Origin of the sequence: Streptomyces sp. NBC_01508, from assembly GCF_045040315.1 — a bacterium.
Classification (GTDB): Bacteria; Actinomycetota; Actinomycetes; order Streptomycetales; family Streptomycetaceae; genus Streptomyces.
On record NZ_CP109419.1, the window covers coordinates 7,856,980 to 7,879,976 of the forward strand.

The 22,997-nt window shown below is 73.2% G+C and carries 20 protein-coding genes and 1 pseudogene; 14 read left to right on the plus strand and 7 right to left on the minus strand.

What is annotated here, in order from left to right; all coding sequences use genetic code 11:
* Positions 1 to 88: 88 nt before the first annotated feature.
* Entirely contained in the window at positions 89 to 292 is a 204-nt protein-coding gene (locus OG700_RS36145; protein ID WP_014061102.1) for a cold-shock protein, read from the minus strand.
* 355 nt (positions 293 to 647) lie between these two features.
* Here OG700_RS36145 and OG700_RS36150 point away from each other — a divergent pair, with 355 nt between their 5' ends.
* From OG700_RS36150 to OG700_RS36165, 4 genes and pseudogenes are all read left to right on the plus strand, one after another.
* Complete coding sequence (locus tag OG700_RS36150; protein WP_405621085.1) at positions 648 to 1,889, plus strand: sensor histidine kinase; 1,242 nt, start codon at positions 648 to 650, stop codon at positions 1,887 to 1,889.
* Positions 1,886 to 2,545, plus strand: a pseudogene (locus OG700_RS36155) (response regulator); the annotation flags it as partial. The gene OG700_RS36150 and the pseudogene OG700_RS36155, both read left to right, overlap by 4 nt.
* A gap of 106 nt (positions 2,546 to 2,651) precedes the next feature.
* Positions 2,652 to 3,587: an ABC transporter ATP-binding protein gene (locus OG700_RS36160; protein ID WP_405621087.1), complete on the plus strand. Its 936-nt coding sequence runs from the start codon at positions 2,652 to 2,654 to the stop codon at positions 3,585 to 3,587.
* On the plus strand, positions 3,584 to 4,351 hold the full coding sequence (locus OG700_RS36165; protein ID WP_405621089.1) for an ABC transporter permease subunit: 768 nt from the start codon (positions 3,584 to 3,586) through the stop codon (positions 4,349 to 4,351). Before OG700_RS36160 ends, OG700_RS36165 begins: the two co-directional genes overlap by 4 nt.
* 88 nt (positions 4,352 to 4,439) lie before the next feature.
* Here the strand turns inward: OG700_RS36165 and OG700_RS36170 are convergent, their stop codons facing one another.
* The 3 genes from OG700_RS36170 to OG700_RS36180 form a co-directional block, all read right to left on the minus strand.
* Positions 4,440 to 5,297 (minus strand): GNAT family N-acetyltransferase, encoded by an 858-nt coding sequence (locus tag OG700_RS36170; RefSeq protein WP_405621091.1) that lies wholly within the window; start codon positions 5,295 to 5,297, stop codon positions 4,440 to 4,442.
* Between the two features lie 71 nt (positions 5,298 to 5,368).
* Complete coding sequence (locus OG700_RS36175) at positions 5,369 to 6,061, minus strand: class F sortase (RefSeq protein ID WP_405621093.1); 693 nt, start codon at positions 6,059 to 6,061, stop codon at positions 5,369 to 5,371.
* 93 nt (positions 6,062 to 6,154) lie between these two features.
* Complete coding sequence (locus OG700_RS36180; RefSeq protein WP_405621095.1) at positions 6,155 to 6,757, minus strand: hypothetical protein; 603 nt, start codon at positions 6,755 to 6,757, stop codon at positions 6,155 to 6,157.
* Between the two features lie 366 nt (positions 6,758 to 7,123).
* Here OG700_RS36180 and OG700_RS36185 point away from each other — a divergent pair, with 366 nt between their 5' ends.
* The 5 genes from OG700_RS36185 (at position 7,124) to OG700_RS36205 (ending at position 12,013) form a co-directional block, all read left to right on the plus strand.
* Complete coding sequence (locus OG700_RS36185) at positions 7,124 to 7,852, plus strand: TetR/AcrR family transcriptional regulator (RefSeq protein ID WP_405621097.1); 729 nt, start codon at positions 7,124 to 7,126, stop codon at positions 7,850 to 7,852.
* Positions 7,853 to 7,856: 4 nt separating this feature from the next.
* Entirely contained in the window at positions 7,857 to 8,126 is a 270-nt protein-coding gene (locus tag OG700_RS36190; protein ID WP_405621099.1) for a hypothetical protein, read from the plus strand.
* Positions 8,127 to 8,191: 65 nt separating this feature from the next.
* Positions 8,192 to 9,421 carry a methyltransferase gene (locus OG700_RS36195; protein ID WP_405621101.1) on the plus strand — a complete coding sequence of 410 codons (1,230 nt, stop codon included), beginning with the start codon at positions 8,192 to 8,194 and terminating at the stop codon, positions 9,419 to 9,421.
* Between the two features lie 173 nt (positions 9,422 to 9,594).
* Positions 9,595 to 11,526, plus strand: a complete 1,932-nt coding sequence (locus OG700_RS36200) for a potassium channel family protein (protein ID WP_405621103.1) — start codon at positions 9,595 to 9,597, stop codon at positions 11,524 to 11,526.
* A 289-nt stretch (positions 11,527 to 11,815) separates the two neighbouring features.
* On the plus strand, positions 11,816 to 12,013 hold the full coding sequence (locus OG700_RS36205; protein ID WP_405621105.1) for a hypothetical protein: 198 nt from the start codon (positions 11,816 to 11,818) through the stop codon (positions 12,011 to 12,013).
* 92 nt (positions 12,014 to 12,105) lie between these two features.
* Here the strand turns inward: OG700_RS36205 and OG700_RS36210 are convergent, their stop codons facing one another.
* On the minus strand, positions 12,106 to 13,659 hold the full coding sequence (locus OG700_RS36210) for an ATP-dependent DNA ligase (protein ID WP_405621107.1): 1,554 nt from the start codon (positions 13,657 to 13,659) through the stop codon (positions 12,106 to 12,108).
* 121 nt (positions 13,660 to 13,780) lie between these two features.
* On the opposite strand from OG700_RS36210, the gene OG700_RS36215 reads away from it, so the two are divergent.
* The 5 genes from OG700_RS36215 (at position 13,781) to OG700_RS36235 (ending at position 20,188) form a co-directional block, all read left to right on the plus strand.
* A complete protein-coding gene (locus OG700_RS36215) occupies positions 13,781 to 14,776 on the plus strand; it encodes an oxygenase MpaB family protein (RefSeq protein WP_405621109.1) in 996 nt (331 codons plus the stop codon).
* On the plus strand, positions 14,758 to 17,034 hold the full coding sequence (locus OG700_RS36220; RefSeq protein ID WP_405621111.1) for a tetratricopeptide repeat protein: 2,277 nt from the start codon (positions 14,758 to 14,760) through the stop codon (positions 17,032 to 17,034). The genes OG700_RS36215 and OG700_RS36220 overlap by 19 nt, the downstream gene beginning before the upstream one ends.
* 127 nt (positions 17,035 to 17,161) lie before the next feature.
* Positions 17,162 to 17,434, plus strand: coding sequence for a hypothetical protein (locus tag OG700_RS36225; protein WP_405621113.1), 273 nt, complete (start codon positions 17,162 to 17,164; stop codon positions 17,432 to 17,434).
* A 145-nt stretch (positions 17,435 to 17,579) separates the two neighbouring features.
* The gene (locus OG700_RS36230) at positions 17,580 to 18,521 is read left to right on the plus strand and encodes a TauD/TfdA dioxygenase family protein (RefSeq protein WP_405621115.1); all 942 of its coding nucleotides are present in this window, start codon (positions 17,580 to 17,582) and stop codon (positions 18,519 to 18,521) included.
* Between the two features lie 59 nt (positions 18,522 to 18,580).
* Positions 18,581 to 20,188 carry a phytoene desaturase family protein gene (locus OG700_RS36235; RefSeq protein WP_405621117.1) on the plus strand — a complete coding sequence of 536 codons (1,608 nt, stop codon included), beginning with the start codon at positions 18,581 to 18,583 and terminating at the stop codon, positions 20,186 to 20,188.
* A 27-nt stretch (positions 20,189 to 20,215) separates the two neighbouring features.
* On the opposite strand, the gene OG700_RS36240 is transcribed toward OG700_RS36235, so the two are convergent.
* Both OG700_RS36240 and OG700_RS36245 read right to left on the minus strand, forming a co-directional pair.
* On the minus strand, positions 20,216 to 20,917 hold the full coding sequence (locus OG700_RS36240; protein WP_405621119.1) for a DUF6882 domain-containing protein: 702 nt from the start codon (positions 20,915 to 20,917) through the stop codon (positions 20,216 to 20,218).
* Between the two features lie 185 nt (positions 20,918 to 21,102).
* Positions 21,103 to 22,938, minus strand: coding sequence for a serine hydrolase (locus OG700_RS36245; protein WP_405621121.1), 1,836 nt, complete (start codon positions 22,936 to 22,938; stop codon positions 21,103 to 21,105).
* Between the last annotated feature and the right edge of the window lie 59 nt (positions 22,939 to 22,997).

A 22,997-nucleotide genomic window follows, 5' to 3' on the forward strand; every position in this document is an offset into this window, starting at 1 on the left:
GGGCGGGCCCCGGAGAAAAAGCAACATAGCCGGGACCGGCCCGCACGCGAGGTGCGGGCCAGCCCCAGCTACGTCTTACGCCTCAGCGTCAGGCGGGAACGATGTTCTCCGCCTGCGGGCCCTTCTGGCCCTGCGTGACGTCGAAGTTCACCTTCTGGCCCTCCTGCAGCTCACGGAAGCCCTGGGCGGCGATGTTCGAGTAGTGGGCGAAGACGTCAGCGCCGCCGCCGTCCTGCTCGATGAAGCCGAAACCCTTTTCCGCGTTGAACCACTTGACGGTGCCACTAGCCATTTTGATCTCCTTCAGGGCAATGCTGCCCGGGGGCTCGCACTGTGCGAACCCCGCGTCGCCTTAGATGATTACCCCGTCCGGAAAAGCACCGGAAATACAAAAGCGCGCTCACCGACACATAAAGTCAGCGAGAGCACTTGAAGTCTTCGGGAACCACAACTGCAACTGGTGTCTACAGTAGCACGGTGCATGCGGCCGAGTACGGGACGTCTTGGCGATCCCGGTCGGCGCACCGGAAAATCGCCCGCGGGCCGCCGGAGAAAATTTCCAGAGCCGTGATCGGGGAATATTCTCCCGTTCTTCACCGGGCGGCTACTCCCACGGGTGTATGCGGAGTACGACGGAGCCGCCTAGCGTGAACGGCGTGAACCGGGTGATGACCTTCGAACACCTGCGGGCCCGTTCCAGGACGCTGCCGCCGCTCACCGCCGATCTGCTGGCGGCGGCGGCCGTCGGCCTGTTCACCGCGTCCGACGCCGCTGTGAACGATCCCGACTACCGGCAGGCCGACCGGTTCACCTGGCTGCTCCTCGCCGTCTCGGTCCTGGCGCTGGTCGTGCGGCGCCGAAGGCCCATGCTCGTCGTCACGGTCACGGGAGCCGCCTGCGCGGGATGGGCCCTGTACGGGCACATCGGGGAGCTGCTGAATCTGCCGGTGATCGTGGCGCTGTACACGGTGGCGGTCCTCGGCGACCGGCGGCGCACGGTGTGGACCGGGGCCGTGGCCGCCGCCGCCTCGGGGGCCGTCGCGCTGCGGGTGGGGCACGACGTGGCCAATCCGCAGGGGCTGCCGGTGCTGGAGATGGTCTGGCCGCTGGTACCCCTGCTGCTCGGTGAAGCGGTGCGTACGCGGCGGGAGTTGCTGCGCGTGTACGAGGCCAGGGCGGCCCGCGCGGAGGAGGACCGCGAGCGGGAGGCGGCGCGTCGGGTCCACGAGGAACGGGTACGTATCGCCCGGGAGTTGCACGACATCGTCGCCCACACGGTGACCGCGATGACCGTGCAGGCGGGTGTGGCCCTGGACGCGCTCGACGTGCGGCCGGAGGTCTCCAGGAGGGCGATGCGACAGGTGCGTGACTCGGGCAAGGAAGCCGTCCGGGAGCTGCGGGCCACGGTCACGGTGCTTCGCGAGGGGGACGACGAGCCGACGGCCCCGGTGCCCGGGATCGACCGACTCGGCGAGCTGATCGAGCGGTTCGAGGGCGGCGGCGTCGAGCTGGTGATGCGGCGGGAGGGGGACCTCGACGGGCTGTCGCCGATGTCCCAACTCGCCGTCCACCGCATCGTGCAGGAGGCCCTGACCAATGTGGTCAGACACTCGGGAGCCCGGCGTGCCGCGGTCTCCGTCGTCCGCCGCGACGACCGGCTGACCGTCGAGATCGCGAACGACGCGGAGCGCGGGGGAGCGGTCGGCGGCGGGTCCGGAGGCGGCGAGGGCGCCGGACCGGGTGCCGGCTTCGGACTGATCGGGATGCGGGAGCGGGTGGCCGCGGCGGGCGGCGGCGTCGAGTACGGCCCGGTGCCGGGCGGCGGTTTCCTCGTACGCGCCTGGCTGCCAGCCGGACAGCGCCCCGACCGGTCACAGGCGCCGTCATGACCGTGCGGGTGGTGCTGGCGGACGACCAGAGCGTCGTACGCGCGGGCTTTCGCGCGCTGCTCGATCTCACCGACGACCTCGTCGTGGTCGCCGAGGCGGCCGACGGGGCCAGGGCGGTGGAGGCCGTACGTACCACCCGGCCGGACGTCGTGCTCATGGACATCCGGATGCCCGGCGTCGACGGCATCGAGGCCACCCGCCGCATCGCCGCGGACCGCGCCCTGGACCGGACCCGGGTCGTCATGCTCACCACCTACCAGATCGACTCGTACATCTTCGAGGCGCTGCGGCACGGCGCGGCCGGCTTTCTGCTCAAGGACATCGAGCCCGACGAGCTGCGGGCGGCGATCCGTACCGTCGCCGCCGGACAGGGCCTGCTGGCGCCGGCCGTCACCCGCTCCGTCGTCGAGGAGTTCGCCAGACTCAAGGCGCCCGAGGCCCTCGGGGCGGAGCGGCTGGCCGCGCTCACCGCCCGGGAGCGTGAGGTCGTGGCGCTGGTCGCCGCCGGCCTCGGCAACGCCGAGATCGGGGCGGAACTGCTCATGAGCCCGCTGACGGCCAAGACCCACGTCAGCCGGGCCATGACCAAACTCGGGGCACGCGACAGGGCGCAACTCGTGGTCCTCGCCTACGAAACCGGTCTGGTGCGGGCGGGGGAGCGCCGGCGCCCGTGCCGCGCGGCGCCCGGCTACTCCCTCGGGAGCAGCCACCGACTCCGGGTGACGGATGCCGGCCGGCGCCCCGCTCCGTAGCGTCGACGGCATGATCGAAGCGACGGAACTCACCAAGCGGTACGGCGGCGGGAACGCCGTCGACAAGCTGTCGTTCACCGTACGGCCCGGCAGGGTCACCGGCTTTCTCGGCCCGAACGGCGCGGGCAAGTCGACCACCGTGCGACTGATCCTCGGGCTCGACAGGCCCACCGCCGGCCGCGTCACCGTCAATGGCAGGCGCTACCGGGACCACCCGGCTCCGCTGCGTATCGTCGGCTCGCTCCTGGACGCCAGGGGCGTGCACGGCGGCCGGTCCGCGTACCAGCATCTCGCCGCCCTCGCCGCGAGCAACGGCATCGCGCGCCACCGGGTCGACGACGTCCTCGACCTCGTCGGCCTGCCCGCCGACACCGCCCGTACCCGGACCGAGGGCTTCTCGCTCGGGATGGGCCAGCGGCTCGGCATCGCGGCGGCGCTGATCGGTGACCCCGAGGTGCTCATCCTGGACGAACCGGTCAACGGACTCGACACCGAGGGCATCCGCTGGATTCGTGGACTGATGAAATCCCTTGCCGCGCAAGGCCGTACGGTCTTCCTCTCCAGCCATCTGATGAGCGAGATGGAACTGACCGCGGACCATCTGATCGTGATCGGCCGCGGCAGGCTCATCGCCGACACCACGATGCGCGACTTCATCCGCACCAACTCCCGGTCCCACACGCTCGTACGCTCCCCGGAACCGGAGAAGCTGCGGGCACTGCTGGAGGCCAGGGGATGGGGTGTGCGGCTGGACCCCGGCGGCGGCTGGCGGGTCGACGGGGCCGATGCCACGGCCATCGGCGACCTGGCACGCGACCACGCCCTCGCCGTCCACGAACTCACCCCGGCCCACTCCACGTTGGAGGAGGTCTACACGGCGCTGGCGGGCGACTCGGCCGAGTACCGCGCCGGCGGGTCCACGAACGGAAGGCAGGCACGTCGATGACGAACGACAGCCCCACCGCGCGGGCCGGATTCCGGCAGGCCCTCGCCGCCGAGTGGATCAAGTTCCGCAGCGTGCGTTCCACGGTGTGGACGACGGTCGCCACCGCCGTGGTCCCCGTCGCCGGAGCGGTGTTCGTCGCGGCGACCGGGAGCCTTCAGGACGACGACACGGTCATCGGCGGCAGTCTCACCCTGGCCGTCGTCGCGCAGTTGCTCGCCGCCGTCGTCGGCGCGATGACCGTGACCGGCGAGTACGGCAGCGGCACCATCCGTACCACCCTCGCGGCCAACCCGCGCCGGGGTACGGTCGTCGCCGCCAAGGCGACACTCGTCGCCGGTCTGATGTACGTGGTCGCGCTGGTCTCCTGCACGCTCGCCCTGCTGGCCGGCGACCTGCTCCTCGCCGACCGCTACGCGGCCGGGGACCCCCTGCCGGCCCTCTTCGGCATCGCGGGCTCCTTCGCCGTCGCGGGACTGCTGGGCCTGGCCGTCGGCACGCTCGTGCGGCACTCCGCGGGCGCCGTCACCACGGTCGTCGGCCTGCTTCTGCTGCCGTCCCTGTTCGGCCCGCTCTTCGGGGACGCGCGGCGCTGGATCGCCGGCCTCTCGCCGACCGCCGCACTGGAGAAACTGACCCAGACCTCGGACGCGACGGCCGAGACGGTCGGCAGCCTGGGGCCCTGGCCGTCGCTGTGGCTGGTCACCGGCTGCACGGCGGCGCTGCTCCTGGTGGCCGCCGGGGCACTGCGCCGCCGCGACGTGTGACGTCGTGGGCCGGGACGGCATTCCGAGGCCCGGGGCACTCCGGAGGACCGGAGCGCTCCCAGCACTCCCGTCACTCCAGTCACTCCAGTCACTCCAAGGGGGACGACGCCCGAGGCGTGTAGACGTACGGTGTGGTCGTGCTCAGCTCCTCGAAGCCCAGCCGCCGCAGAATCGGGCGGCTTTGGCTCGACGCGTCGACCTGGAGATAGCGGTAGCCCCGCTCGGCGGCCAGACGGGTACGGAAGGCGACCAGCGCGCGGTAGAGGCCCCGGCCGCGCCAGGCGGGGACGGTGCCGCCGCCCCACAGACCGGCGAACTCCGTGCCGGTCGGCAGTTCCATCCGGGCCGCGCTCACGGGCACGTCACCGGCCATGGCGACACCGGCCGCGACACTCCCCGGAGCGGCGGCGAGCTGGGCCAGCAGCCGCTCCCGGGTGTGGGTAGCGTCCGTACCGAAAGCCTGCGCGTGGACCTCGGCCATCAGCTCCACCCCCGCCGCGTCCGTCACCGCGACCAGCCGCACCCCCTCGGGCAGCGCGACATCGGTCGGCAGACCGGCGGCCTCGGCGACCATCAGCGTCTCCGGGGGCTCGGGGGTGAACCCGGCCGCCGCCAGCCGTGGCGCGAGGTCGTGGGGTGCGTCGTGCGAGTAGACCTTCCACTCGAACTCACGGCCCAGGGAGGTGAAATGACGTATCTGCGCGGCGATCGCGGCATCCGCCGATTCGGCGTCCAGATCCGACCACAGGACACCGTTCCAGCCGCCGTCCGATGCCCCGCCCGGTGCCCCGGCCGTCGCCCCGCCCGACGTCGCGGCCGGTCCGTCGACGGTGCTCGTCTGGCGGACCACGGCACCCACCCGCTCGACCACGACCCCCGGGCCGTCGGCCGGGGCCTGCCTGCGCATCTGGTGGTCGAACAGCGCGCGTACGGCTTCAGTGTCCATCCGCACACTTCAGCGGCGTGCCGCCGGTACCGCAACCGGGTTTGCGGGCGCGGCCGGCGGGCGATCGGCGATCAGGCCGCCTTCCGGGTCTCGGTGAGCCGGGCGAAGGCGACGATGTTGCCCTGGTAGCCGGTCTTCTCGGTGAACGCCCCGCCGCAGGTGATCAGCCGCAGTTCCGGCGCCCCTGTCGGGCGGTAGACGCCCGTGGCAGGGAAGTCGCGCTTGGTGAAGGCCTCGACGCCGTAGACGGTGAACACGGCCGTGGTGCCGTCGGCGCGTGTCACCTCGACGCGGCTGTCCTTGGCGAGACGGCCCAAGTCGTAGAAGACGGCGGGTCCTTCGGCGGTGTCTACATGGCCCACGATCACCGAGGTGCCCTGTTCGCCGGGTGTCACCGAACCCCGGAAGTGGCCCGCCAGTTCGGGCCGGTCGGCCGGGGGCGCGTCGATCCAGCCCTGGGTGTCCAGCGCCACCCGTGTCAGTGGCGCGTCGACGCGTACCGAGGGGATACGGATCCGGGTCGCGGTGGAGCCCGGCAGCGGGGGCGCGGCCCTCGCCGCCTCACCGGCCGGCCGGGGCATCGGGACGCCGTCCGCCGCCGCGTCGTCCGGCCCGGCGTCGCGCACGGCCGACCCCGCGCCCGCGGGCTGCGGCGGGAGTACGAGCTGCCCCTCGCCGCTGATCCGCACCACGAAGACGCCGACGAGCAGGAGCAGTACGACCGTCGACCACCGGGAGGCCCGGAGCCTTTCCGTTTCCGTCATCACGCACCGTCCGGCGCCGGGGTTGGGCCCGTGGGTAGGGCCGCGCGGCGAGGCGCGGCCGTACCCACGGGTGGGGATGTGGTCAGGAGCCGTTCACCGGCCGTTCACCGGCCGGCGGCGGACGAGCCGGACGCCGCCGCCGACCGCGACCGCGATGACCGCGGCTCCGACCGCCAGCCCCGCCGTGTTCGGCCCGCCGTCGGTGCTGCCGCCGATGCCGGCCTTCACGCCCTTGTGCGCGGTGTCCTCGTGGGGCTCGTGAGGCCGCTGCTCCGGGGGCTCCGGGTGCTCCGGCCGGGGCGGTTCCCAGGGCATCGGAGGCTTACCGGGCTTGGCCGGTTTCTCGGGCTTACCGGGCTTACCGGGCTTGATCATCAGCGGCACCGAGCGGATGACACCGGCGCAGTCGAAGGTGATCTCGTACTCGGCCTCCGGCTTCACGTCCTCGAAGACCCTGGCCGACTTCGCCTCACCCTCGTTGAGGGTGACGGTTTCGAAGACGCCCGACGAGACCGTCACGGTGGGCACCTGGCAGCCGGTGGTCCGGATCTCCACCTCGCCGCCGGGCTCGATCGCCTCGGGGGAGACGCTGTAGTCGAATTCGGCCTCGTCGCCCGCGAACGCGGGCCACCCCGCCCCGAGAACGAGAGCCGCGGCGCCCGCGACCGCCGCCGAGGCCGTACCTATCGTGCGCATCGGATCTCCCACTCGTGATCGTTCGTATCGTCCGTGATGGGCGGAGGCGTCACGGCGGGAAATACCGAACGCACCACACAGTGATCCCGACGCTAGAAGTGATGAGTTGTCAGCGCACGCCGAGAACCGGATGCTGCCGCCACTCGGGCTATCGGGCGAGCGCGGGGGACCGGTGGTACGGCGCGGGCGATGTGGCCGGTGAGGTGGGTGTGGCGGGTGTTACGGGATTCCGTACGACCTCCGGGAATTCGCCGAAACCCGACCGGCGGGCGCCCGGCGCGTGCCATGCTCGATAAGCACTCTTACCGGTGACTCCGCCATGGGTGCGTGGCGTGAATCGGGCACGGCGTGATTCGGGGAGAGCGGATGGAACCCACAGGTGACCCCGCAGGCGATACGGACAGTACGGACGGCGGCAAGGGGGTGGGTGGTGTCCACGGGGCGGAACTCGGCACCGGACACCAACGCAGGGCGCTGCGCCGCGAGCGGCTGCTGACGACGGCGACCGACCTCTTCACGACACGCGGCTACGTGGCCACGTCGATCGAGCGGATCTGCGCCACCGCGCATGTGTCGATCCGCGCGTTCTACCAGGAGTTCGAGGGGCGCGAAGCCCTGCTGATCGCGCTGCACAACCAGGTCGCGCGGGCCGGCATGGAGGCGACACTGGCGGTCCTCGGCGATCCCGTGATCGACGCTGCCGACACCCGGACCCGGGTGACCGCACTGGTCCGCGCGTACGTCGGCGCGGTGACCGCCGACGTCGCGTCCGCGCGGATCGCCTTCGTCGAGGTGATCGGCGTGAACCGCGCCGTGGAGGAACACCGGGTGGTCTGGCGCAGCCTGTGGACGGACTTCCTGATCGGCGAGACGGACCGCGCCGTCGGACGGGGCGAGGCCGTGCCACGTGACCACACCCTGGCGATGGTCGCCCTGATCGGCGCCATCAACGAGCTGATGGCGCACTGGGCCCGCGGCGGCGGAGCGCTGCCCCGTGAGGTCGTGGCGGACGAGATCATCCAGCACGTGCTCGCCACGATCGGCCACCCCACGGAACCGGGAGACGGTGCCGGCCGCGCGGACGAGGGAGCGTGAGGGCATGAGCGGGCTCTGGCACCAGGTCATGCGGACCATGTCCCAGCCGGGCGGGTCGCCCGACGACGACATCCTCGCGCTGGCCGCCGCCGACATCGCCCTGCGCAACCATCCGGAACCGCCGGCCGACGCCGATGTCGTCCTCGCCGTCGCACGGTCCGAGTTCGCCGCCGTACTGACCGTGCGGCAGGCCAGGGCCGCGCTCCAGCGGGCCCGTGAGATGGCCAGGGAACAGGCGGCGGGGGACCGGGACCGTACGGACGGGGACGGCTGAACGGCAGTTCAGCGGGTTACCTGCCCGAGGGGACGGCCCGCCCGCTCGGTTAGCCTGAGTGGACGATGAACCGTTTGACGACGCCCTGGGGCGATCTCGACCTTGCCCGCTTTCCCGAGCAGCCCCGCGACACGCTGCGGGCCTGGGACGCGGCCGACGAGTATCTGCTGCGGCATCTCGCCGAGGGCGAGGCCGCCGCGCACACCGGCGGCGGCGACGCCGGGAGTGCCGACGCCGGGAGTGGCCTCGCCGGTGTGGATCTGACCGGTCGCGTGGCCGTCGTCGGCGACCGGTGGGGCGCGCTCGCCACCGCGCTCGCCCCGTACCGCCCCGTACAGATCACCGACTCGTACCTCACCCAGCGGGCGACCCGGGCCAACCTGCTGCGCAACGGCGTCGACACCGACGCCGTACGGCTGCTGTCGGCGCGGGACACACCGCCCGAGCGGATCGACGTCCTGCTGATCCGGGTGCCCAAGAGCCTCTCCCTCCTGGAGGACCAACTGCACCGGCTGGCGCCCGCCGTGCATCCGGGGACCGTCGTGGTCGGCACCGGCAAGGTCACCGAGATCCACACCTCCACGCTGAAACTCTTCGAGCAGATCCTCGGTCCCACCCGGACCTCGCTCGCCGTGAAGAAGGCACGCCTGATCTTCTGCGCGCCCGACGCCGAACGCGCCCGCTCCGGTGACCGCTCCCGCGCGGCGGCCGGTCCCTGGCCGATCTCGTACACCGTGCCCGAAGGCGCCGGCACCGGATCGGGCCTGACCGTCGTCAACCACGCCGGGATCTTCTGCGCGGAACGCCTCGACATCGGCACGAGGTTCTTCCTGCGCAATCTGCCCGGGCGTCGCGGTCCGGAGCATGTCGTCGACCTCGGCTGCGGGAACGGCGTCGTCGGCACGGCCGTCGCCGTCGCCAGTCCGGCGGCCCGGCTGACCTTCGTCGACGAGTCCTTCTCGGCCGTCGCGTCCGCCGAGGCGACGTTCCGCAAGAATGTCGACACCGACCGTCCGGCGGAGTTCGTCGTCGGTGACAGCCTGGCCACCGTGGAGGACGGGTCGGCCGACCTCGTACTGAACAATCCGCCGTTCCACAGCCATCAGGCGACCACCGACGCGACGGCCTGGCGGATGTTCACCGGATCGCGCGAGGCGCTGCGCCCCGGTGGCGAGCTGTGGGTCGTCGGCAACCGGCATCTCGGCTACCACACCAAGCTGCGGCGGCTGTTCGGCAACTGCGACGTCATGGCGAGCGACCCGAAGTTCGTGGTCCTGAGGGCGGTCCGGCGCTGATCGGTGCCGCGTGGTCCCGCCGGGTGGTCCGCCGCGTGGTCCGCCGCGTGGTTCCGCCGGGCCGTGACCCGGCCGGAACGTGCGTCTCCTGACGTCCTGTTCGGCACACTGGGCCTGTGACGTCACTGCCGCAACTTCCGCCCCAGGTACAACACGGCCCGCAGCCCGGCCACATGATCGTGTGTGGCGACGACGCGCTCGGCCACCGGCTGGCCGGTGAACTGCGTGAGGTATACGCGGAACAGGTGACCCTCGTCGTCCCGCCCGTGCGCGCGGAACGCCGGGACCCCGCGCCGCTCACCGGGCGTGGCAGGGCCTCCGCCCTCATCGGCCGGATGTCTGCGGTCATGGCCCGGACGTACGGCCCCGCGACCGGCGGTCCCGACGGCCGGCCGGGCGACCCCGAACTCCCGCGGCTCATCGAGGCCGCGGAACTCGACACCGACGTCCTGGAGGAAGCGGGCGTGGCCGAGGCGGCGGCGCTCGCGCTCGTCCACGACGACGACGAGGTCAACATCAGAACGGCCCTCGCGGCACGGCGCCTCAACCCCCAACTGCGCCTCGTCATCCGGCTCTACAACCGCAAACTCGGCCAACATCTCGAAGACCTGCTCGACCAGGCGGCGGCCGTCGCCGTCCCCGGCCTGGACATCGCCGCGCTCGACGCCTCCACCACCGTGCTCTCCGACGCCGACACGGCCGCTCCCGCGCTGGCGGCCACCGCCGTCGCCGGCACCAGCAAGATCGTCCGGGCCGACGGGCTGATGCTGCGGGCGGTGGAGCGCAACCCGCCGGGCCCCGGCGAGGTCGCCGACCCCGGCCTGTGCACCCTCGCCCTGCTGTCCTCGACCACCAACGACCCGGCGGGCGAGGAGGGTTCGGACAGCAGCGGCGACGACGGCCCCCGGCTGCTGCCCGACGACGCCGGCACGGCGGCGGCCACCGGCCGGGGCACCGTGGTCCTGGAGGCCGTCTCCCACGACGGCGAGCCGCTGTCACGCCGCCGGACCACGGGGCGCGGCGCCCCGCTCGGCGCACTCTTCTCGCGGCGGTTGCGCTGGTCGTTCGCCGGGATCGCCGCCGCCGTACTGGCCCTGGCCGTCGCCTCCGCGATCACCACCGACGACCACCCGCTGCACGCGACGTACATCGTCCTGCTCGACCTGTTCGCCATCGGAGACCCCGCGACCGGTGAGGATCTGGACCGCCAGTTGATCCAACTCCTGTCCGGAGTGACCGGGTTGCTGCTGCTTCCGGTGCTGCTGGCCGCCGTACTCGAAGCGCTCGGCACGTTCCGCAACGCGTCGGCCCTGCGCAGGCCGCCCCGCGGTCTGTCCGGACACGTCGTGCTGCTCGGCCTCGGCAAGATCGGCAGCAGGGTGCTGCTGCGGCTGCGCGAACTCGACATCCCCGTCGTGTGCGTGGAGGAGGACCCCGAGGCCCGGGGCATCGCCCTCGCGCGCAGCCTGCGGGTGCCGACGGTGGTCGGCGACGTGACGCAGGAGGGCGTCCTGGAGGCGGCCAAGGTGCACCGGGCGCACGCCCTGCTCGCGCTCACCAGCATCGACGTCACCAACCTCGAAGCCGCCCTGTACGCGCGGTCCGTCAAGCCGGACCTGCGGGTCGCGCTGCGGCTGTACGACGACGAGTTCGCCACCGCCGTCTACCGGACGCTGCGCGCCGCCCATCCCCGTGCCCTCACCCGGAGCCGGAGCGTCTCCACGCTCGCCGCCCCGGCCTTCGCCATCGCCATGATGGGGCGTCAGATCCTCGGCGCGATCCCGGTCGAGCGCAAGGTGCTGCTGGTCGCGGCCATCGACGTGGCCGGCCACCCGAGGCTCGAAGGGCGCACCGTCGCCGAGGTGTTCAGGCCGGGCGCCTGGCGGGTCATCGCGCGGGACACGGCGGCGCCGGGGGACCGGCTGCCCGATCTCGCGGACACCCGGCGTGACCACGACGAGGACCGGACCGCCGGCCTGGTCTGGGATCTGGAGCCCGACTACGTGCTGCGCCCCCAGGACCGTGTGGTGCTGGCCGCCACCCGGCGGGGACTCGCCGAGCTGATGGGCCGCCAGGCGGCTCGGCCCCGGCGCCCGGTGCCTTAGGGCCTGTCCGGCGGGACGGCGTGGATATCGGCCACCGGGTGCGTCCGTTCTCGCCGTACTGCGAACAGTGCCCGGTCGCGTAAGCCTCCGTCCTCCGCCGGTGAGCTGCGCACCCGAGGCGCGCGACCAGGGTCTGCCCGGCCGTCTCGCGGACATGAAGGCCTGGCACGACGCCACCCCCGGCCACCGGCCCATCCTCGTCACTACCAAGGCTCTCCCGACGACCGCAGAAACCGACCTTGGCCCCGCTCGCCGGCCAACGCGACGGCCGATGCCCGAGGTCGCGCCGGTGACAAGCACGGTCTCGCCCTCGTACCGGCCGCAACCGCCCTTCCCCGCCGCGGTGGTTGACGCGGCGCTCGCCCCCGGTGCTCCGAACGTCAGCCCCGCGATCGCGGCCGCGGCCGCGGTCGCCGCCGCGGCGCCGCGCCGCCGCGCCGCCGCGCCGCCGCGCCGCCCGGCACGGTGCGCCGGCCTCACGGCGTGACGCGGCGCGCGGGCCGCCGACCGCGCCGACGGGTCAGACGCGCGGCGCCCCAGCGATGTCGATTCGCCGCCTCTCCCGGCCCGGCCAACGCGCTACGTACCCAGAACCGTCTCCAGCGTGTCCGTCTGCGACGCCGGCTTGTCCTCGCGGTGGCGCAGCACCCGCGCGAACCGCAGCGTCACCCCCGCCGGGTAGCGGGACGAGCGCTGGAGCCCGTCGTAGGCGATCTCCACCACCAGCTCGGGACGCACCCGTACGGTGAACCCGTCGTCGTCCACGGCCAGTTCCCGCAGCCGCGCCGTCTGCCACTCCAGCATCGCGTCCGTCAGGCCCTTGAAGGTCTTGCCCAGCATCACGAACGAGCCGTCTGGCCGCCGGGCGCCCAGATGGAGATTGGACAGGCGGCCCGTGCGTCTGCCGTGGCCCCATTCGGCGGCCAGGACCACCAGATCCAGCGTATGGACCGGTTTGACCTTCACCCATCCGGCCCCGCGCCGGCCCGCGCTGTACGGGGTGTCGAGCGCCTTCACCACGACACCCTCGTGGCCCCGGTCGAGCGTGGCCCGCCAGAACGCCTCCACCTCGTCGAGAGCCCCGCTCCCGTCCCCGCTCCCGTCCCCGCCCCCGTCCGGCGCGGACACCACCACCCGCCGGACCCGCATCGGCTCCGGGACCAGCCGGTCCAGCGTCGTACGGCGCTCGGCGTACGACAGGTCGAGCAGGCCGTCGCCGTCTGCGGCGAGCACATCGAAGAAGACCGGCGACAGCGGTACGGCGGCGGCAGCCGCCCGGACATCGGTACGGGAGCCGACCCGCCCCGCCACCTCCTGGAAGGCGCGAGGCCTGCCGTCCGGGTCCAGGGCGATGACCTCGCCGTCCAGGATGAATCGGTCACCGTCCAGCGCCAGCGCGGCGGCCGTCACCTCCGGCAGCCGGTCGGTGATGTCGTCGAGGGTGCGGGTACAGACCCGTACGGCGGCACCCTCCCGGTGCACCTGGACGCGGATCCCGTCCAGCTTCTCCTCCACGGCGCACGGCCCGAGCCGTTCCACCGCCTCGGCCACGCTCCCCGCCGTCCGCGCGAGCATCGGCAGTACGGGGCGGCCCACGGTCAGCCGGAACTCGGCGAGCGCGTCGGGGCCGTCGGCCAGCAGCCGCTCGGCGACGCTCTGGAGCGACCCCGCCAGCATCACGGCCCGCCGGACGGCGGCGGGCGGGGCCTCGGTCGCCCGGGCGAGCGCTTCCCCCGCGACGGCGTCCAGCGCGCCCTGACGCACCTCACCGAAGAGCAGCGCGATCAGGAACCGCTGCTCCTCCTCGGTCGCCGCGCCCAGCAGGTCCTGGACCAGCCGTCTGCGTCCGCTCTGCGAGCCGGGGCCGGTGACGGCGGCGAGAGCGGTGACGACATCGTCCGCTTCGCGGACGGTCAGCGTGGCCGTGTCCGCCGGCGGCGCGGGATCCTTCAGCGCCTGCCGGCCGACACCGATCCGTCCCTGGGGCAGCCGGCCCGCCAGCCACGGGATGACGACCGGTACGTCGGCGGGCTCGGCCGCGCGGAAGAGTTCGGCCAGCAGGTCGATCTTCCGGGACCGCGCCGACGTCGCGGCGACCTCCCGCGAGACATGGGCGAGCGTGGCCAGCAGCATGCGGCCATCCTGCAACGCCTCCCTCCCCGCCGCCCCTCGGAAGCGCCCCGCCCTTTGACGGGCGGTGTGCCGCACGCGGCTAATCTGGGCGGTGCGGCCGACGACGGAGGGGTGAGAAACGGTGAGCCACCAGGACAGCGACGCCCACGCGGACGCCGGAACCGGGGCCGCCGCCCGCGCCGACCCCGGACTCTTCGGCCCCGACTCGGTCACCTGGCAGCTCCACTCCGACCCGATGATGTGGGTCGCCGGCGTCCGCGCGCTCTACCTCCAGGCCCTGCACCCGCGCGCCGTGCGCGGAGTCGTACAGAACAGCGACTTCAAGAAGGACGCCTGGGGACGGCTGATGCGGACGGCCAACTTCGTCGGCACCATCAGCTACGGCACCACCGAAGCCGCCGAGAAGGCCGGCGCCCGCGTCCGCCGCATCCACACCCACATCAAGGTCACCGACCCGGCGACCGGGGACCGTTACGGCGTCGACGAACCGGACCTGCTGCTCTGGGTGCACTGCGCCGAGGTCGACTCCTACCTGCACGTCCTGCGCCGCTCCGGCCTGCCGATCACCGACGCCCAGGCCGACCGCTACATCGACGAACACCGCGAAGGCGCCCGCCTCGTCGGCCTCGACCCGGCGCGCGTGCCCGCCGACCGCGCCGAACTCGCCGCCTACTTCGAGCGGGTACGGCCCGAGCTGGCCGCCGGGCCCGACGCGCGGGAAGTGGACGACTTCCTGCGCCGCCCGCCCGTACACCCCCTGCTCGTCCCCGCCCGCGCGGTGCTGTGGCGGCACGTCGGCGCCCTCGCGTACGACTCACTGCCCGGCTACGCCCACGAGTTGTACGGCAGGGACGCCCCCGCCCCACGGCGCGTCACCCGTCGGCTCGTCGGCACCGGAAGACTGCTGCGCGCCATCCCCGGCCGGCTGCGTCGGCGCATCCCACCGGGCCACATCAGGGGCGCGATGGCCCGACTCGGGCGCGACACCCGGCCCGGCCCACGCGAACTCAGGAGACAGGCTGCCAAACTCCGTGGACAGACGGCCATACTGGACGGGCCGGGGAGGGCGCAGCGAGGCGACGGGGGCGACAGCGGGCGATGGCGGAAACGAGTCTGATCCAGGGCCGGTACCGGCTGCTCGATCTGATCGGGCGCGGTGGCATGGGGGAGGTGTGGCGGGCCCAGGACGAATCGCTCGGCCGGCACGTCGCCGTCAAATGCCTCAAGCCGCTCGGCCCGCAGCAGGATCAGTCCTTCACCCGGGTGCTGCGCGAACGGTTCCGCCGCGAGGCGCGGGTCGCCGCCGCCCTCCAGCACCGGGGCGTCACCGTCGTCCACGACTTCGGCGAACACGACGGTGTGCTGTATCTGGTGATGGAACTGCTCGAAGGGCGCAACCTCAGCCAGCTCCTGGAGGACAACCGGCAGGGACCGCTGCCGGTGGTGGATGTCGTCGACATCGCCGAGCAGGTCGCGGACGCGCTCGCGTACACGCACGAACAGGGCATCGTGCACCGGGACTTGAAGCCCGCCAACATCGTGCGGCTGACCGACGGCGCGGTGAAGATCTGCGACTTCGGCATCGCCCGGCTCGGCCACGACATCGGCTTCACCTCCAAGCTCACCGGCACCGGCATCGCCATGGGCACGCCGCACTACATGTCGCCCGAGCAGATCGGCGGCGGACACATAGACCACCGCAGCGATCTGTACTCGCTGGGCTGTGTGCTCTACGAGATCGCCACCGGTGTCCCGCCCTTCGACCTGGACGACGCGTGGGCCGTCCTGGTCGGGCACCGGGACACCGTGCCGCGGCCGTTGCGCAGTCACCGGTCCGAACTGCCCGAATTCCTGGACCGGATCGTTCTCGACCTGCTCGCCAAGACGCCGGAGGAGCGGCCGTCGGACGCCACCGCGCTGCGGCACCGGATCATCGCCGCCCGCTCCATCTCCGGGCACGAGGGCCGAGAGGGCCATCCGCCGGCGCTGCCGCAGACGCTCGCCCACCCGCCGGCGGCCGACAGATCCACGTCGCACGGAGGGCGGGGCTCCCGGCTGCCGTCCTGGACGTACGGCATGACCATAGGCCACAAGGCGACCGGCTCCGCCGTCCCGCGGACCACACCGCCCGACCACACGGCGGGACTCACCGGCGAATGGACCACGCCGTCCGGGCCCGCGGCCACCTCGGCGGGCGGGCACGCGCGCCCCGAGCGCCCCACGCCCTCGCCCGAACAGATCTCCGTGCTCAACAGCAGGCACAGCGCGGGCCTCAGCCTGGGCAGGCTCGGCCGCTGGGACGAGGCGGGCGAGGTGCACCGCTCGGTCGCGGCCGAGCGGGAACACGCGCTGGGGCCCGACCACCCCGACACCCTCGCCAGCCGCTACGAGGTCGGCTTCACGCTCAGCCGGACCGGCCGCACGGCGGACGCGCTGCGGGAGTTCGTCCGCGTCACGGAAGGCCGCGAACGGGCGCTGGGCCCCGACCACCCGGAGACCCTGGCGGCACGTCAGGAGACGGCGTACGTCCTGGGGCAGCTCGGCCGGCACTTCGAGGCGCACGAGGTGTACGCGGCGGTGCTCGCCTCCCGCGAACGCACCACGGGCCCGGACCACCCCGACACCCTGCGCTGCCGACACAACCTCGCCTTCAACCTCAGCCGGCTCGGCCGGATCGAGGACTCGTACCGGATGGCGCACGAGGTGGCCGTGGCGCGCACCAGGGTCCTCGGCGCCGCCCACCCCGACACGCTGGTCACGCGCTACGAGGTGGCCTACGCGCTCGGCATGCTCGGCCGCTGGACGGAAGCGCTCCAGACCTACCAGGACGTCGCCGTCGGCCGCGCCCACGCGCTCGGTGGCGACCACCCCGACAGCCTCGCGGCGCGCTACGAGGTCGGCATAAGCCTCGGCCGCCTCGGCCGCAGCGCGGAAGCCCTGGAGCTGTACCGCGGCCTCGTCGACGACCGCACCCGCGTGCAGGGCCCCACCGACCCCGAGACGCTGCGCGCCCGGCACGGGCTGGGGGTCAACCTCGGCCGGCTCGCCCGCTGGGAGGAAGCCCTCGTGGAGTCCCGCGACGTGTGCGCGATCCGGGAACGGGTCCTGGGCCCCGACCACCCGGACACCCTGGTCAGCCGGCGTGAGGTCGCCGTCGGCCTGGGCTGGCTGGGCCGATGGCCGGACGCCCTGACGGTCTACCGCAGGGTGGCGGACTCCCGCGAACGCACCATGGGCCCCGACCATCCCGACGCCCTCGCCAGCCGCAACGACGAGGCCCACTGCCTCGAACAACTCGGCAGGGGCGGCGAGGCGGTGGAGCTGTACCGCCGGGTGGCGGCCCTGCGTCAACAGCGCGAGGCGGGGCGGCCGTAGGACGAGGCGGCCACCGGACGGACGGCCCCGGCCTTCGGTCGCCGCCCGCGCACGCTTCGCACGATTGCCATACGCGTGTAACCCCACGCCGTTGACCCGCCACCGCCCACTTGCGACGATCGCCTGCATGGCCGAAGGCGTCCGGCCGCCCCTGCTCGTTGAGGCAGGACTCGGCGGCCCCGGTGGTGTGCTCAGTGCGGCCCGCGTCTCGCGCCGCACGGTCGGCGCGGCCGGCGCGGTCGGCACGAGGTACGTCGGGGCGCCCGCCGCGAGGGTTACCGCCACCCGTACGCGGAACATCGCGGCGACGCGCCGCGCCGCCGGACGGGAGCGCGTCAACGCCTTCCGCGCCCACCACTTCACCGCACTGCGCTGTCGGCCCGCCGACCGCACGCGCTGAACGTCCGCGCGCATCACCCGAACTCAAACACCCGCACTGAGCGTCCGTGCCCAACGTCCGCGTGCCCCGCACGCGTTGACCCCGGGCCCGTGGCCTCCCGCGCCGTCTCCCCTCCCGCGCTCACCTCCGGACAAGGAGTCCAGCCATGACCGCACCCGAGACCGTCATCTCCGTACAGAGGATCGGCGGCCACATCGGCGCCCGGATCGAGGGCGTCGACCTCTCCGCCGACCTCGACGACGCCGTGATCGCCGAGATCCGTGCCGCCCTCCTCGCCCACAAGGTCGTCTTCTTCCGCGACCAGCGGCTCGACGCAGCCTCGCAGGAGACCTTCGCCCGCCGCTTCGGCACCCCGACAGCCGCCCACCCGACCATCCCGTCCCTGGCGGACACCCCCGCCGTCCTCGACCTCGACTACAGCCGCACGGCGGGCCGCGCCAACCACTGGCACACCGACGTGACCTTCGTCCAGCACCCGCCGCTCGGCTCCGTCCTGCGCGCCGTCACCATCCCTCCTTACGGAGGGGACACCGTCTGGGCCAACACCGCGCACGCGTACCAGACCCTGCCCGACGAACTGCGCGCGCTGGCCGACCGGTTGTGGGCCGTGCACTCCAACGCGTACGACTACGCCACCTACCGGCCGGGCGACGACTCCGACGCCGCACGCGCGCAGCGCGAGGTCTTCACCTCCACCGAGTACGTCACCGAGCACCCGGTCGTCCGCGTCCACCCGGAGACGGGTGAGCGTTCGCTGACCCTCGGCGGGTTCGTACGCCGCTTCGTCGGCTGGAACGCCGAGGACTCCCGCGATCTGCTCGGCATCCTCCAGCGCCATGTCACCCGCCTGGAGAACACGGTCCGCTGGCACTGGCGGGACGGCGACGTGGCGTTCTGGGACAACCGCGCCACGCAGCACTACGCGGTCGCCGACTACGGCGACCTGCCGCGCCGCGTGCAGCGGATCACCCTCGTGGGGGACGCGCCGACCGCCGTGTCGGGGGAGACCAGCCGCGCGGTCACCGGTGACGACACGGAGTACAACACGGCGCTCGCGCGCACCGGCGACGGTCCGTCGGCGCCCTGACCGGCGAACGGGCCAGGGGGCGGGGTCCCGTGCGGGCGGCGGACGTGTTACCAAGAGCCATGCCCGCACTCGCTTCTCCCGCTTCGCCCGCCTCTCCCGCCCACGCCTCGTACGACGCCGTGATCGTCGGAGGCGGCCACAACGGACTGGTCGCCGCCGCCTATCTCGCCAGGGCCGGTCGCACCGTACTGGTGCTGGAACGCCTCGGCCACACCGGCGGAGCCGCCGTCTCCACCCGCCCCTTCGCCGGTGTCGACGCGCGGCTCTCGCGCTACTCGTACCTGGTGTCGCTGCTCCCGCGGAAGATCGTGGACGAGCTGGGGCTGCGGTTCGCCGTACGCAAGCGCACCGTCTCCTCGTACACGCCGACCGAGCGCGGCGGCAGGGCGACCGGACTGTTCGTGGGCGGCGGCGCCGACCGTACGAGGGCGTCGTTCACCGCGCTGACCGGCGGCGGCGCCGAGTACGCGGCCTGGCGGTCGTTCTACGCCTCGACCCTCCGCGTCGCCGAGCGCGTCTTCCCGACCCTCACCGAACCGCTGCCCGAGCGCGCCGAGTTGCGCGCCCGCATCGACGACGAGGCCGCCTGGCGCATGCTCTTCGAGGAACCGATCGGCGTCGCGATCGAGGAGCGGTTCGCCGACGATCTCGTACGGGGCGTCGTTCTGACGGACGCGCTGATCGGCACCTTCGCCGACGCCCACGACCCGACCCTCCTGCAGAACCGCTGCTTCCTCTACCACGTAGTGGGCGGCGGCACCGGCGACTGGGACGTGCCGGTCGGTGGCATGGGCGCGCTCACCGACGCGCTCGCGGACGCGGCACGGGCGGCGGGCGCGGAGATCGTCACCGGGCACGAGGCGACCCGCGTCGAGACGGACGGCAGCCGCGCCGGGATCACCTTCCGTACGGAGGCGGGCGACACCGGGAGCGTCATCGCGCGCCACGTCCTCGTGAACGCCTCCCCGCAGGCGCTCGCCGCCCTGCTCGACGAGGCGCCGCCCGCCCCCGCCGAGGGCGCCCAGCTGAAGGTCAACATGCTGCTGCGCCGGCTGCCGCGGCTGCGCGACAGCGGCGTCGACCCGCGCGACGCCTTCGCCGGGACGTTCCACATCGCCGAGGGTTACGGGCAGTTGGGGACGGCGTACGAGGAGGCGGCGGGCGGCAGGCTGCCGTCGGCTCCGCCGTCCGAGATCTACTGCCACTCGCTGACCGACCCGTCGATCCTGGGCCCCGAGCCGGCGGCGCGGGGCTACCAGACCCTCACCCTCTTCGGACTGCACACGCCCGCGCGGCTGTTCGCCGAGGACAACGACGCCGTACGCGACGAACTGCTCAAGGCGACCCTGGATCAGCTCGACACGCATCTGGCCGAACCGATCGCCGACTGTCTCGCCGTGGACGCCGAGGGCCGGCCCTGCATCGAGGCGAAGACGCCCCTCGACCTCGAACGTGAACTGCGGCTCCCCGGCGGCCACATCTTCCACCGCGATCTCGCCTTCCCGTACGCCACGGCCGACACCGGCCGGTGGGGTGTGGAGACGGCCCACGCGAACGTGCTGCTGTGCGGCGCGGGCGCCGTGCGCGGCGGCGGCGTCAGCGGCGTCCCCGGACACAACGCGGCGATGGCGGTGCTGGAGTCGGGCCGGATTCCGGCGGCCGGCTGAGTGGCCGGCTGAGGGGGCGTCGTACGGTTACGGGGAGACGTTCTTCATCTCGACGGACGCGACACGGTCGGCGCTGTCGAACAGCACGTCGACCGTGGCACCGCCGGACAGGTCGGCGCTGATCCGGTCCGCCTCCTTGCGGTGTGTCAGGCCGTGGTGACCGAAGTACCCGGCCACCACCGCGCGGGCCGAACTCCCGCCGAGCAGGCCCGTGCCCGTCAGCAGCACCCGCGGCAACGTGAGGGCGTCGGGCACGGCACGCGGCACCTGCGGATCGTCCGGCACCATGTACAGCCGCCCTTCGGGGGACGCCTGGACGCCGAGGTAGCCGGCGGCGCCGAGCGCGCCCATCGCCCCGAACGCGAGGGTCTCCACCGCGAACCGGGGGTCGTCGAACCCCGACAGGTCGACAAGATCGTCCCTGAACTCGGGGACGCCGTGGGCCTCACCCAGCCGCCGTATCTCGTCCGCCGCGCCGACGACGGGAGTTCCCCCGAAACCGGGGTTCGCCCAGCCCCACAGCCACGACCCCTCGGTCGTGTCGAAGCTGCCCAGTACCGAGACACGCAGATCGCGACCCGCCTGGCGGTAGAGGCGCTGGTCGAGATCGGCCGTCCACGGCCCGGTCGGCATGAACTCGGTGAACGCTTCGAGCTGTTGCGCGCCCCAGGCGGCATGCCGCTCGGTCGTCCGGAGGAAGGCATCACTGAAGGTGGTGGTCGCGGTCATCCGGAAAACCCTAGTGCGCGGCGGCCCGCCCCTCGTACTCGGGTACGACGGCGCGGGGTACGACGGGACCCACACCGGGATGGGACGGACGGTCGCGGGGGAGCGGGGAGCGGGGAGCGGGGGGCGGGGACGGGGACGGGGAGTGGGACGGGGACGGGTACGGGGACGGGTACGGGGCGTGCGGCTCAGTCCGCCGACACGCTCCAGCCGTCCAGCTCGACGCGGGCGGCGTCCCCGCGCCGCGAGCCGTCGAACACCGTACGGCCGCCGTCCTCGACCCGCACCTCGTCCACATACGCTCCTCGGCCGATGTACGGGCCGCCGGTCGCGTAGCGCCAGCGCAGCCGCACCGGCCGCCCGCGCCAGCCCGCGAGGTCGGCGTGCAGCCGGTGCCAGACCCGCCCCGACCAGCCCGACACGGCGCCTGTCGGGCGCGGTGTGCTCGTCTCCTGACCGGACGGCGTCGTCGTGAAGGGAACCGGCCGCCACTCGCCCCCCACGCCGTCGGGTCCGCCGTCGATCGACGCCTCCAGGACCAGCTCGTCAGTCCCGGGCTCCGTGTCCCACCACAGCGAGCAGCGCAACCGCCCCCGCCCGGTGGCGCAGCGCAGCGCGGGCAGTGTGAGCGTGGCCGTGGCGCCGGCGGTCATGCCCGAGAACCACGCGGTCCGGCCCTTCCCGGGGGCGACGGGCACGGCGCGCGCCATATGGTCCGCCGCGGCGACCCGCGGCGCGCTGCCCGACCGCCAACCACGCGCCGGATGAACGGAGTTGCCGAGCACGACGAGAAACGAGTCGGTCGTCGGATCGAGAACGAGACTGGTCCCGGTGAAGCCGGTGTGACCCGCCGTACGCGGTGTGGCCATCGCCCCCATGTACCAGTGCTGGTAGAGCTCGAAGCCCAGGCCGTGCCCGTCACCGGGGAAGTCGGTGGTGAAATCGGTGAACATCAGCTCCACCGACGCCGGCCGCAGGATCCTCGCCCCGCCGTACGCGCCGCCGTTGAGGAGCGTACGGCCCAGGACCGCCAGGTCCCACGCGGACGAGAAGAGCCCGGCGTGCCCGGCGACCCCGCCGAAGCCGAACGCGTTCTCGTCGTGCACCTCACCCCACACGAGACCGCGGTCGAGCCCCGACCACGGCTGCCGGCAGTCCTCCGTGGCCGCGATCCCCGGCTTCCAGGACGCGGGCGGGTTGAAGCGGGTGCGGTGCATGCCGAGCGGCACGGTGATCTCCTCGCGCACCAGCACGTCCAGCGCGCGCCCGGTGATCTTCTCCAGGACGAGCTGAAGGGAGATCAGATTGAGGTCGGAGTACCGGTAGACACTGCCCGGCGGGGCGGTCGGCGCCTCGTCCCACAGCATCCGGAGCTTCCCCTCCCGCGTCGGCTCCCGGTAGAGCGGGATCCAGGCGGCGAGGCCCGAGGTGTGCGTGAGCAACTGGCGGACGGTGATGTCCCGCTTGCCCGCGCCGCCGAAGCCGGGGAGGTACGACACGACGCGCTCCTCCAGGCCCAGCGCCCCGCGCTCGATCTGCCGCACGGCGAGGATCGACGTGAAGAGCTTCGAGACGGACGCCAGGTCGAAGACGGTGTCCTCGGCCATCGGGATCTGCTGGTCGGCGGGGAACTCGACACCGGTGTCGGTCGCCTCGTCGTACGCCGAGTAGCGCACGGCCTTGCCGATGGGCCGGTGCAGGGCGACCGTGCCGCCGCGCCCGGCGAGCAGGACGGCGCCCGCGTACCAGGGGTGCTCCGGCGAGGGCGCCAGGAACCGCTCGGCGTCGGTGACCAGCCGCTCCAGCGGACCCGGCAGCAGCCCGGCGCGGGCGGGGGAGCCACGCCGCAGCGTCAGGGCCGGCCGCCCCGAGCCCGCGGACCCCGAAGGCCCCGGCCCCGAACCCGGCCCCGTGGCGGCGTCGGCGAACGGGATCGGCGCCAGGGCGAGCGCACCACCCAGCGCCGTCATGCCCCCGCCCCGTCCCCGCCGGCTGATCCCGCCGCCCGTCGCGTCCCCGCGCATCCCGCACACCCCTCTGACCTCTGACGCCCCGTCCGAAACCGTCCGGCGCCCGAGGCTAC